The following is a 12,895-nucleotide window of genomic DNA, read 5'->3' as shown; positions in this document are numbered from 1 at the left end:
TAAATACACAGTTTAAAATCGCACGAAAATATTTTATAGTTAATATTGCATAACTTTCTGAAGCAATCAGGATTTATGGACACCAACAAAATCTCACATATTATATATGTTTAAGCTTTCTTTCAAACAGCAAGTACTCACCGGCTTCGCCATTTCGCTGCTATTTGTACTTTTTTCTGCTGTTACTTCCTATCTGAGTATCAATTCTTTTGATGAAGATTCCAACTGGGAAAACCACACCTATGAGGTGATGATTCTGACCCAGAAAATTAAATTGGAACTGGTGAACACTGAGAGTGGGCTAAGGGGGTTTATTTTAACCCAGGAGCCGAAGTTTATGGACTCCTATTCTGCCAATGTCAACAAAGTAATGCCCTCGGTTCATGACCTCAAAAAACTTGTCAGGGACAATCCCGCCCAGGTAGAACGGGTGGACAGCCTGGAACTATATGCCGAAAAGCGGCTCAGTTTCATAAAAGGGGTCATACAACTCAACTATACTTCAGGAAAAGAGGCTGCGCTGAACCGGCTAAAAGGCAACGAAGGCTGGCTCATCAGGGAAAATCTGAACAAGCTGACCGATAAAATGGTGCTGGAAGAAAGGGCCCTGCTCGAAAAAAGACTGCACAAGACCATCGTCAGTAAAAAACAAACTGTAGCCATTGTGATCGGCAGTGCCCTGGTTATTTTCATCTTAATTTTATTCCTTTTCTCTTACATCAGAAGAACTTTTGACCAGCAGAAGGAAACAGAAGCCCAGATCAGGACCAACAATGCCCAGCTGGAAAAACTTTCCACAGAAAATGAGCAGAAGAACTGGCTGCTTTCGGGAGCGACCGCCATTAATGAGGCCATGCGCGGAGAACAGGAAATGGATGAACTGTCCACCAATATTATAACGGGTGTATGTAACTACCTGGCACTGCCCATTGGTGCCCTTTTTCTTTCCGATGACAAGAGGAGCCGCCTGGAGCTCAGTGGCAGTTATGCCTATACCCCAAAAAAGGGAAATATAGCCAGTTACAAATTTGGAGAAGGCCTGGTTGGCCAGACTGCCCTGGAAAAACAACATAAACTTTTACAGGATGTTCCGCAGGGCTATCTTCAAATCATATCCGGCCTGGGACAAACCTCCCCTGAATCCATATACCTGTTTCCGGTTCTGTTTGAAGAAGAAACCGTTGCGGTACTGGAACTTGGCTTTAAAAACACGCCGGATGAATCTGCAATCCTTTTCCTAAGTACCATTTCCGAAAGTATTGGAGTAGCCATAAACAGTGCTGCCGCCAGAATCCAGCTCCGGGGCCTGTTTGAGCAGACCCAGCAACAAGCAGAAGAACTCGAAAGCCAGCAGGAAGAATTGCGGACGACCAATGAAGAGTTGGTTTACAAATCTGAGCAGTTGCAGGCTTCAGAAGAAGAATTGCGGGTCCAACAGGAAGAGTTGCGTCAAACCAATGCCGAACTGGAAGAAAAGGCGCAGCAGCTGGAAGAAAGAAATGTCCTGGTTAACCAGGCACGTGAAGCCATGAGCCTCAAGGCAGAAGAACTGGAAATTTCCAGTAAATACAAATCGGAATTCCTGGCCAACATGAGCCACGAACTTCGTACCCCGCTCAACAGCATCCTGATCCTGGCCAGGATCCTAAAGGAAAACAAACCGGAAAACCTGACCGAAGACCAGATCAAATATGCAGGTGTGATTCATAATGCAGGTTCGGACCTGCTGACCTTGATCAACGACATCCTAGACCTCTCTAAAATAGAATCTGGTAAAATAGACCTGAGCATTGAGGTGGTCAGACCAACAGAGATCAAGCAAAACATGGAGTCCCTGTTTAATGAAATTGCAAAGAGCAAAAAAATTCATTTCCAAACCATCTTGTCTCCCGGTCTTCCGGCCCAACTGAGCACAGATCTGGCCCGTGTGGAACAGATTGTTAAAAACCTTTTGTCCAACGCCTTTAAATTTACCCCGGAACAAGGAAAAATCAGCCTTAAAATCGAACCGGTAAAACCGGGGAAAACCTATTTTTCTGCAGCATTGCAGGGGGCACAAAACATCATCGCCCTGCAGGTACAGGATTCTGGTATTGGAATTCCGGCCGATAAACAGAAACTGATTTTTGAAGCCTTCCAGCAAGCCGATGGCTCGACAAGCAGAAAATACGGCGGTACAGGATTGGGCTTGTCCATTAGCCGTGAACTTGCCCATATTCTTGGCGGAGAGATCCAGGTAGAAAGCGAGCCACAAAAAGGAAGCCTTTTCACCTTGTATATCCCGGCAGTCTATAGTGGACATGAAACCGCGGAAAACACGACTTTGGTTCAAGCACTTGCCCAGCCTGAAATCCCTGTTGTACCAGAAGAAAAAACATTGGCCCTAAAAGAAGGTCAGATTCTGCTCATCATTGAAGACGATGAAGTCTTTGCTGACGTACTTAAGGACTATGCCTTTGAAAAAGGTTTCCAGCCAATTCTTGCCCATAGCGGGGATACCGGTCTTGAGATGGCTTTTACACACCTCCCTGATGCCATTGTCCTGGACATTATGCTGCCCGTGGTGGATGGCTGGACCATTTTGAAAAAATTAAAATCAGACCCAAGGACCAAACACATTCCGGTCCATATGATGTCAGCCGGTGATGAAAAAACAGATCAGGCAGAACGTGAGGGCGCTATCGGTTTTCTGAAAAAACCAATAGAAAAAGATCAGCTGGACCAGGCCTTTGATCTTTTGCTGGACAAGCATATAAAATATAATTTCAAAACTGTATTGCTTATTGAGGACCAGGAACTGCAAAGTATGGTCGTTAAAGAGGAACTGGTCAGTAAGGGAATAGAAGTGGTCCAGGCCTTTACCGGTCATCAGGCCCTGGATATCCTGAAGAACAATATATTCGATTGCATTATCCTGGACCTGAACCTACCCGACATCTCCGGATTCGATTTACTCGATCAGATCAAAGCCCAGCCGGAACTGACACATATCCCGGTCATCATCAATACCGCCATGGAACTGGACCAGGATAAAATGTCGCACATTATGAAATACACCGAGGCCATGGTGCTCAAGTCGACAAAATCCAATAACCGGCTCATCGACGAGGTCAGTTTGTTCATGAATAAACTAAAAAAAGAAGAAGAGCTCCAGCTTTCTAAACCCTCTTCTGCAAAAAACAAAAGTGTATCTACCCTGGAAAAGGCACTTAAAGATAAAACAGTACTCATTACAGACGACGACATGCGAAATATCTTCGCCCTTTCGAGTGCGTTGCAGAGTTATGACCTGAAAATTATCATTGCGAATAACGGACGGGAAGCCATCGAAAAGCTGGAAGAGGAACCGGGCATTGACCTGGTGCTGATGGACATCATGATGCCGGAAATGGATGGCTATGAAGCCATGAGGGCCATTCGTTCAAAGAAAGAGTTTTCAAAACTTCCTATTATTGCATTAACTGCAAAAGCAATGAAACAGGACCGGGAAAAATGTATAGAAGCTGGTGCAAACGATTATATTTCCAAGCCTGTTGACGTGGACCAGCTGCTGTCAATGATGAGGGTATGGCTAAGCTAATATGAAACAGCGTTTGGAAAATATCCCTGAAACCATCAGCTATGCAGAGCTGGATCACCTGATCACGCTTATTCATCATATTCATGGCTTTGATTTCAAAAATTATTCCGGGGCCTCCCTTAAGAGAAGGGTAACCAGGATTATGCAATTGCAAAAACTAAGCCTGTTTGATTTACGTACATTACTGACCAATGACCCTGATTATTTTGAATCCTTTCTGATCGAAGTAACCGTAAACGTGACAGAAATGTTCAGGGACCCCTTATTTTATGCCGCAGTTAAAGAACAGATCATTCCCTACCTACGCTCTTATCAGCGCATTAAGGTCTGGAATGCAGGCTGTTCTACGGGTGAAGAACTGTACTCTTATGCCATCCTCTTTGCGGAGGCACAGCTTTATGAGCGGAGCTTCTTTTATGGTACAGACATCAATTCTGAAGTACTGGAATTTGCAAAGAATGGTATTTATGACCTGCAGAAAATGAAACTGTATTCAGAAAATTTTTTAAAAACCGGGACCTCCCATACCCTGTCGGATTATTATACCGCCAAATACGACGCCGCTTCCATTCACCACCACCTGAAAAAAAACATCTTGTTCTCAGCCCACAACCTGGCATCAGATGGTGTTTTTAACGAATTTCAGGTGATCTCCTGCCGTAACGTTCTCATTTATTTCAATACAGATTTACAAAAAAAAGTGATCGACCTTTTTTACAACAGTTTAGCTAATTTTGGTTTTTTATGCCTGGGTTCCAAAGAGACCCTCAGAAGTACCGAAACCGGCCGGTTTAAAGTGATCGATAAAAAAAACAATATCTACCAAAAGACTGCTTAGCAGAAAAATATTTGAATGACAAAGAACGACCCAATGGAAAAAATTAACATATTAATTGTTGATGACCGACCGGAGAACATCATCGCCCTGGAAGCCTTACTGGACAGGGAAGATGTAAACATTATCAGTACCACCCTTCCAAACGAGGCATTGAGGTTGTCCTGGGAGATGGATATTTCTATTGCCCTTGTGGATGTTCAAATGCCGGAAATGGATGGTTTTGAACTGGTGGAAATCCTCAAAAGTAATCCCAGGACCAAAGACATCCTGATCATTTTTGTAACCGCTATTTCTACAGAAACCAAGTATGCGGTAAAAGGTCTTAATACGGGAGCTGTAGATTACCTGTACAAGCCTTTAAACCCTTTTGTGACTTCTGCAAAAGTAGATTCCTTTATACAATTTGTTAGGAACCAGCGGGACATTAAAAAGAAGAATGAAGAACTGCAGGCCTATCAGAAAAAACTGATCCAGGCCAAAGAAGAAGCCGAACAGGGAAAAAGGATCAAAGAAAATTTCCTGGCCAATATGAGCCATGAGATCAGGACGCCCATTAACGGGATTATAGGTATCGCCAACCTGCTCAACAGTACCTCCCTGACAGAAGAGCAAAAAGAGATGGTCAATTTACTGGAGATCTCCTCCAATTCCTTACTTGGGGTCATCAACGACATATTGGACCTCTCCAAAATAGAAGCCGGTAAATTTAAAATTAACCGGGCTGAGACAGACCTGCTTAAAAACTGCAATGCCGTAGTCAACTTGCTGAAAATCCATGCGAAGGAGAAATCCCTGGAACTGCTAACCGATTATGATCAAAACATACCGACACTGGTTATGGCCGATTCCCTTCGTTTAAACCAGATCCTGATGAACCTGATTGGGAATGCCATCAAGTTCACCCAACATGGACAGGTAGCCCTGAAAGTTGAAGTTATAGATAAAAAGGGCAATAATGTTCAGGTCAAATTTTCCGTTTCTGATACAGGTATCGGTATTGCCAAAGAAAATATAGAAAAGATATTTGAAACTTTTGAGCAGGCCGATGAACAAACCACCATTAAATTCGGAGGAACAGGATTGGGGCTTTCCATCGTAAAAAATCTGGCAAAACTCAAAGGAGGAATACTCGAAGTTTTCAGTGAAGAAAACAAAGGCAGTACTTTCTGTTTTACCAATTGGTATGAGGTGCTGAGTAATGATGCCCAGGAGAAACCTGCGGGCCAGACAAAACTGCTGCCTTTTGAAAATGTAAGTATCCTGGTTGCTGAGGACAATCCTATTAATGCTTTCCTGATCAAAAAAATCCTCAAAGACTGGAACATCAGTTTCGACCTGGTTGAAAACGGCCGCGAAGCTTTGGAACAGTTGAAAGAAAAAGATTACGACCTGGTTCTAATGGATACTTTTATGCCTGTTATGAACGGCCTGGATGCCATAAAACTGATCCGGGATGGTTATGTAAGCGGCAAGGAGCAGATCCCTGTGATTACTTTTTCAGCCGCTGTTCTGGAAGACGATAAAAGAACTGCGATTAATGCAGGCGCCAATGATGTCATCAGTAAACCTTTTGAACTGGATGTACTGCATAGAAAAATAACTTTATACGCTGCAAAAAATTAAACTGCAGCGTATAATTTAGGATCATTTATTAAAAGCAGTCATCGTTTGTGCCGCACCAATGGTCACCAGACTTTTAATCAGCTCCACACTGCGGTCAATTAAAGCAGGCAGTTCCGGTTGTTCCTCCTTGTCAAAAGGGGCCAGCACATAATCCACCTGTCTTCCTTTGGGAAAATTATCATCTATACCAAAGCGCAATCTGGGATAATTCTGGCCTCCGCATACATCTTCAATATTCTGAAGACCATTATGCCCGGCACTGCTGCCTTTTAACTTGAGCCGGAGCTTCCCAAAGGGTATGGCCAGGTCATCGACCAGCACCAGAATATTTTCCAATGGGATTTTAAATTCGTGCATCCAGTAATTAACGGCTTTTCCACTTAAATTCATAAAAGTTGTTGGCTTGATCACATGCAGTTTTCTGCCTTTATAAGAACATTCTGCGTAATAGGCCAAACGCATATTGGTAAAGCTTCCACCCAGTTCTTTGACCAGCCCGTCAGCAATGTCAAACCCTATATTATGTCTGGTATGGGCGTATTCGGGCCCAATATTCCCTAAGCCTACAATCAGGTACTTCATCTAGTTATATTTATTTTTCTATGTTTTCGGGTTGTATTTTCTTCAACAGTCAACAGCCAGCGCGCCAAAGTTAAAAAAACACTTTCAAAAAAAAAGCAGCACCGTTTTCGATGCTGCTTTTCCACGCTGAAAGCTCAGGATTATTTTTTACCTGCCTGCTGTTCTGCTTGTTTCAATGCTCTTGACATACCAACAGAAACGATTGTATCTTCAGGAGTGTTGGTTACAGTGTAAGCACCTTTTGCAAGGTCACGTACACGGAACAAGTTACCAACTTCTAATTTTGCGATGCTTACTTCAACAGCCTGAGGCATGTCTTTAGGTAAAGCTTTCACACGAAGTTTACGTAATTTCTGAACCAGTTTACCTCCCATTTTAACACCTGGAGAAGTTCCGGTCAATTTAACAGGGATTTCCATAAGGATCTCTTTGTTGTCAAATAACTGCAGAAAATCTACGTGTAACAATTGGTCAGTAACCGGGTGGAACTGTAATTCTTTGATGATGGCATTGGTTTTTGTACCGTTAACAGCAATTTCTACGAAATTGGCCTCCGGAGTGTAAATTGCATCTCTAAGATCAGTGATCAACACTGCAAGATGTGTTTGCTCTTTACCACCATACAATACCGCAGGAACCTTACCTTCGTAACGAAGTTCCTTAGCATCGCGTTTCCCTACGTTCTCTCTTGGAGAACCGCTAATTGCGATTGTTTTCATTTTTATTATATTAATTTATGTATTAAAATGGCTTTTCCAAGCCTTGTATTCAAATTTTAAACTTTAAACAGTTCACTGATTGAACCGTGCTCATTTACATTGGCAATCGCCTTGGCAAATAAGTCTGCAGTACTCAATACCCTGATTTTCGGGCTCGTTTGCTTTAACGGAATTGTATCGGTTACAATCAGTTCGGAAAGCATAGAGTTTTCGACTGTTTCATAAGCTTTACCAGAAAGCACCGGATGCGTACAAACAGCCCTTACACTTTTCGCTCCTTTTTCCATAATCAATGCCGCAGCCTTGGAAAGTGTACCTGCGGTATCGCAGATGTCATCGATCAGTACAATATCCTGACCAGTCACATCACCTATAATAGACATTGACTCAATCTCATTCGCTCTTTTACGGCGTTTATCACAAATAACCACCTCTGCATTAAAAAATTTGGCAAAGGTCCGGGCACGGTATGAACCACCCATATCCGGTGAGGCGATTGTTAAGTTTTCCAATCCAAGGCTTTTGATGTATGGAACAAAAATCACCGAGGCATCCAGGTGATCAACCGGAATGTCAAAGAAACCCTGAATCTGAGCAGCATGAAGGTCCATGGTCATAATCCGGTGGATCCCTGCAGACTTTAGCAGGTTGGCAACCAGTTTTGCACCTATGGCAACCCGTGGCTTATCTTTTCGGTCCTGTCTGGCCAGACCATAATAAGGAACAACAGCAGTGATGTAGTGTGCAGAAGCGCGCTTGGCTGCATCTATCATCAGTAAAAGTTCCATTAAATTGTCGTTGGGCTGGTAAGTAGAAGCGATCAGGAAAACATCGCAACCTCTGACGGTCTCATCATAAGAGGGCTGAAATTCACCATCACTAAACCGGTTCAAGGTAACATCACCTAGTGGCTTGCCGTAACTCTCGGCAATCTTTAGTGCTAACGCTTTTGTACCGGTTCCGGCAAAAAGTTTAACTGGGTTAAATTGCAATGGCATGATGGATCGGTATCAATGCTGGTTAAAAAAAATCGGGTTGCGGTTTTATTCACAACCCGAATATTGTTGTTGTCCGACCTGGATTCGAACCAAGACAAACGGTACCAAAAACCGTTGTACTACCCTTATACTATCGGACAATCTTCCCATTTAAAAGCTTTGAAATAACGTTCGCTTCGAAATGGAATGCAAATCTACGCACATTTTTGATATCTGCAAATACTATTTAAAAAAAATTTTACTTTTTTTTCTTCCATATCTGTCCTTCAGTAAATTGCACTGACAAATTTTTGAAGGTTAAATTTTGTTAATGTCCTTTTATCCTCCTAGAGACTGTTTAAATTTGTATTTTTAAACCATTCCTCATCATATTGTCAATCTTATTCTTTATTTTCGGCAGCATTTTTATAGTCTAACGATTATCTATTTAATAAAAAAATGAATTACTCAAAGATCAATAACATTACAGGCTGGTTCTGTTTCCTGGTTGCCACAGTATCTTACATTCTAACCTTAGAACCTTCTGTAAGTTTTTGGGATTGCGGTGAGTTTATAGCCTCTGCACTTAGAATGCAGGTTGTACACCAACCCGGCGCTCCATTATTTTTAATGATACAGCGCTTCTTTTCGCTCTTTGCGATGGGAGACCTGACCAAAATAGCCTACTTTATGAATGTAGGTTCGGCTGTTGCCAGTGGTGCAACCATTCTGTTCCTTTTCTGGACCATTACTGCACTGGCTAAAAAAATCATCCTCAAGCCAGGTGAAGAAGTCACTAAAGCCAAACTGATCAGCATTATGGGTTCAGGTGTGGTTGGTGCTTTAGCTTACACCTATACAGACAGTTTCTGGTTTTCAGCAGTAGAATCCGAAGTATATGCGCTTTCTTCTCTTTTTACGGCCATCGTATTCTGGGGTATCCTGAAATGGGAAGCCCATGCAGATGAGCCCCGCTCGGACCGCTGGTTATTGTTCATCGCCTATATTATGGGACTGTCCATCGGTATCCACCTGTTGAACTTATTGACTATACCTGCAATTGCATTTGTATATTATTTCAAAAGGACCTCCAAACCAAGCAATGCCGGAATCATCAAAACTTTTTTTATTGGTATCCTGATCCTGGCCTTTGTGCAATATGGTATTATACAATACCTGGTTTCCTTTGGCGCCTATTTTGATTTGTTTTTTGTGAACACCTTGGGACTGGGCTTTGGTTCCGGTGTACTTTTCTTTGCCATTCTGTTGATTGGCGGACTGGTATGGGGCATCCGTTATTCCATTAAACACCAGAAAAGGATTTTAAACCTTGCCCTGCTTTCCACTGCCCTGCTCATTTTTGGTTATGGGTCTTTTGCCATGATCATTATCCGTGCAAAAGCCAATCCGAACCTGAACAACAGTGATCCCGATAACGCCTTCTCTTTTCTGGGTTACCTGAACAGGGAGCAATACGGGGACAGACCTTTATTGTTTGGCCCGAACTACAACTCTCAGAAAGTGAGTCTTAAAGAAGGCAAAACCCTGTACAGAAAAGGTGCAGAGAAATATGAAGTTGCAGGAAAGAAAACCGATTACGAATACGACAAAACCACTCCTTTTCCAAGGATGTACAGTGACGACGAAAGACACGTTGCCTATTATAAAGATTTTATGGGTTTCGACGACAGTCATTTCCCAAGCCTGTTTGACAACATCGGCTTCCTGTTCAAATATCAGATCGGGAACATGTACATGCGTTATTTCATGTGGAATTTTGTTGGCCGTCAAAACGATGACCAGGGTCAGGGAAGCTTGTACGAAGGACAGTGGTTAAGCGGTATTAAACCGATTGATGCACTGATGCTTGGAAGCCAGAAAAACCTTCCGCCAACCATCGTGGAAAGCCATGCCTATAACCGTTTCTTCTTTTTACCTTTAATTATTGGCTTAATCGGGGCCGTATGGCATTTCAAACGCAATCAGAAAGATGCCGGTATTGTCGGTTTACTGTTCTTCTTTACCGGAATTGCCATTGTACTCTATTTAAATCAGAAGCCGCTCGAACCAAGGGAAAGGGATTACGCCTATGCGGGCTCTTTTTATGCCTTTGCCATATGGATTGGTATTGGTGTACTTGCCCTGCAGGACTGGTTGTTTAAAAAAATTACCCCGGTTAATGGCGCTATCGCTGCCACGGTAATCGGTTTATTTTGTGCGCCTGTCATTATGGGCCAGCAGGGATGGGATGACCACAACCGCTCGACCAAAATGGTGGCCCACGATATTGCAGTCGATTACATGCAATCCTGTGCACCAAATGCCATTTTATTTACCTACGGGGATAATGATACTTATCCTTTATGGTATATACAGGAAGTGGAAAATGTCAGACCGGATATCCGTCTGGTGAACCTGAGTTTATTTGATACCGACTGGTACATCAATGGCATGAAACGTAAGCAAAACGGATCAGAGCCGCTTCCAATTACGATGAAAGAATCACAATATGTACAGGGCGTCAGGGATGTAATGTATTATCAGGATGCCAATCTTGCCGGTTCGGTAGAACTGAAAGACATTGTTGACATCTTGTTGTCCGATAATGATGAAGATAAAGTTCCTCTTCAAAACGGGACAAAAGAAAATTTCATTCCGACCAAAAATTTTAAACTGACCATCAACCCTGCTGATGTCATTAGCACAGGTACAGTAAGTGCTGCAAATGCAGATAAAATTGTTCCGGTGATGGAATGGAAATACAACAAAAGCTATGTGACCAAAGGAACGCTGGCGATGTTTGACATCCTGGCACACAACAACTGGAAAAGACCAATTTATTTTGCCAGTACCGTACCATCGGATCAGTATAATGGCCTGGACAATTACCTGTATACTGAAGGCCTGGCCATGCGCCTGATGCCACTTAAAGTGGACAGTGCAGCCACCAAGTCTGACCTGATCAATACGCCTGTATTGTATGACAACCTGATGAATAAATTCAAATGGGGCAATATTAAAACCGCCACTTACCTGGACGAGCAAGCTGCAGCTGATGTTTCTATTTTTGGAAATGTTTTCAATTCATTAGTCACCAGCCTGATTAAAGAAGGTAAAACCGAAGAAGCGAAAAAAGTTGTCGAAAGGTATTACCAGGTGATGCCGGAAAGATTTTATGGACTTCGCTCTATGATCGGCACTTATTTTATGGCAGAGAACCTCTACGCCTTAAATGAAACTGCAAGGGCTAATGCAATGCTGGAAAAAGCGGCTGTTTATATTCAAAAAGAACTGACCTACCTGGCAGATGTTTCTGACAGTAAAAACACCTATGTTGGCGGACAGAATGTACAACTGGGCATGTCTTTCCTGAATCAAATGGCCCATACCGCCGATCAGTATAAACAAACGAAATTAAGTAAGGACCTTAAAAACCAGTTCTCTGCACTGGAATCCAGGTTTGCATCACACTTCCCTCAGGGCGGCAATTAAGTCCGGGGGATATCAAAAAGAAAGGGCTGCAATTGAAATTGCAGCCCTTTCTTTTTGATATCGGGAATAAATAAACAGTACTTATTCTGTCACTACCCCCATTGCACAGAACTTATCAATTCTTTCTGTGATTAATTTATCTGTATTTTTTTTACCCAGCTCTTTCAGGTCTTTAACAATCTGTTCTTTCAGGGTGATGCCCATTTGCTCGGGATCCTGATGCGCACCGCCCAGTGGTTCTTTCACGATACCATCAATGAGCTTATTGTTAAACATATCGGTAGAAGTTAGCTTTAAGCATTCTGCAGCACGTTCTTTATAATCCCAGCTTCTCCACAAAATGGAGGAACAGGATTCAGGAGAAATTACCGAATACCAGGTATGCTCCAGCATATATACTTTATCGCCTATTCCAATACCCAAAGCACCGCCTGAGGCACCTTCACCTACAATAAAGCAAACAATAGGCACACGAAGGACAGACATTTCCAACAGGTTCCTTGCAATGGCTTCCCCTTGTCCACGCTCTTCTGCTTCCAGTCCCGGATAAGCACCCATGGTGTCTATAAAGGAAATCACCGGTTTATTGAATTTTTCGGCTAGCTTCATCAGACGCAGCGCTTTTCTGTAACCTTCAGGATTGGCCATCCCGAAATTACGGTACTGGCGTTCTTTGGTATTTTTACCTTTCTGATGCCCGATGATCATCACCGTCTGGCCATTAATCGTCGCAAAACCACCAATGATCGCTTTGTCGTCTTTAACGGTCCTGTCACCATGAAGTTCTATAAAATCATCGCAGATCATGCTGATGTAATCCAGCGTCTGAGGCCTTTCCGCATGGCGGGACAACTGAACTTCCTGCCAGCCGGTCAGATGGCTGTAAGTAGATTTTCTGGTTTCCACCAGCTTCTCTTCCAGTTCTGTTAAGGTAGCAGACATATCTACTTTGGTTTTTTCAGCAACCTGTTTCACCTTTTCAATTTGCTGAAGCAACTCAGCAATAGGCTTTTCAAAATCAAATGATGTTTTTATCTGTTCCATAATTGGGCGGTAAAAATAGGTATTTTATTAAGAACCTAAT

The 12,895-nt window shown here is 42.7% G+C and carries 8 protein-coding genes; 4 read left to right on the top strand and 4 right to left on the bottom strand.

What is annotated here, in order from left to right:
• Nucleotides 1–106: 106 nt before the first annotated feature.
• From B0O44_RS20690 to B0O44_RS20680, 3 genes are read left to right on the top strand one after another with little or no spacing between them, the layout of a single operon-like run.
• Complete coding sequence (locus B0O44_RS20690; RefSeq protein ID WP_110834004.1) at nt 107–3,580, top strand: response regulator; 3,474 nt, start codon at nt 107–109, stop codon at nt 3,578–3,580.
• A gap of 1 nt (nt 3,581) precedes the next feature.
• Entirely contained in the window at nt 3,582–4,418 is an 837-nt protein-coding gene (locus tag B0O44_RS20685; RefSeq protein WP_110834003.1) for a CheR family methyltransferase, read from the top strand.
• Nucleotides 4,419–4,451: 33 nt separating this feature from the next.
• Nucleotides 4,452–6,041: a response regulator gene (locus tag B0O44_RS20680; RefSeq protein WP_110834002.1), complete on the top strand. Its 1,590-nt coding sequence runs from the start codon at nt 4,452–4,454 to the stop codon at nt 6,039–6,041.
• A gap of 21 nt (nt 6,042–6,062) precedes the next feature.
• On the opposite strand, the gene pth is transcribed toward B0O44_RS20680, so the two are convergent.
• The 3 genes from pth to B0O44_RS20665 form a co-directional block, all read right to left on the bottom strand.
• Nucleotides 6,063–6,623, bottom strand: coding sequence for an aminoacyl-tRNA hydrolase (gene pth, locus B0O44_RS20675; RefSeq protein WP_110834001.1), 561 nt, complete (start codon nt 6,621–6,623; stop codon nt 6,063–6,065).
• Between the two features lie 140 nt (nt 6,624–6,763).
• Nucleotides 6,764–7,342: a 50S ribosomal protein L25/general stress protein Ctc gene (locus B0O44_RS20670; protein WP_110834000.1), complete on the bottom strand. Its 579-nt coding sequence runs from the start codon at nt 7,340–7,342 to the stop codon at nt 6,764–6,766.
• A gap of 56 nt (nt 7,343–7,398) precedes the next feature.
• Nucleotides 7,399–8,340 carry a ribose-phosphate pyrophosphokinase gene (locus B0O44_RS20665; RefSeq protein WP_110833999.1) on the bottom strand — a complete coding sequence of 314 codons (942 nt, stop codon included), beginning with the start codon at nt 8,338–8,340 and terminating at the stop codon, nt 7,399–7,401.
• A 438-nt stretch (nt 8,341–8,778) separates the two neighbouring features.
• On the opposite strand from B0O44_RS20665, the gene B0O44_RS20655 reads away from it, so the two are divergent.
• Nucleotides 8,779–11,811 (top strand): glycosyltransferase family 117 protein, encoded by a 3,033-nt coding sequence (locus B0O44_RS20655; protein ID WP_110833998.1) that lies wholly within the window; start codon nt 8,779–8,781, stop codon nt 11,809–11,811.
• Nucleotides 11,812–11,892: 81 nt separating this feature from the next.
• Here B0O44_RS20655 and B0O44_RS20650 read toward each other — a convergent pair whose 3' ends face one another.
• Complete coding sequence (locus tag B0O44_RS20650; RefSeq protein ID WP_110833997.1) at nt 11,893–12,855, bottom strand: acetyl-CoA carboxylase carboxyltransferase subunit alpha; 963 nt, start codon at nt 12,853–12,855, stop codon at nt 11,893–11,895.
• Between the last annotated feature and the right edge of the window lie 40 nt (nt 12,856–12,895).

The sequence above is a fragment of the Pedobacter nutrimenti genome (genome assembly GCF_003208655.1).
GTDB lineage: Bacteria > Bacteroidota > Bacteroidia > Sphingobacteriales > Sphingobacteriaceae > Pedobacter > Pedobacter nutrimenti.
Note: the sequence above shows the minus strand (reverse complement) of the source record. Positions and strands in the feature narration are given on the sequence as shown.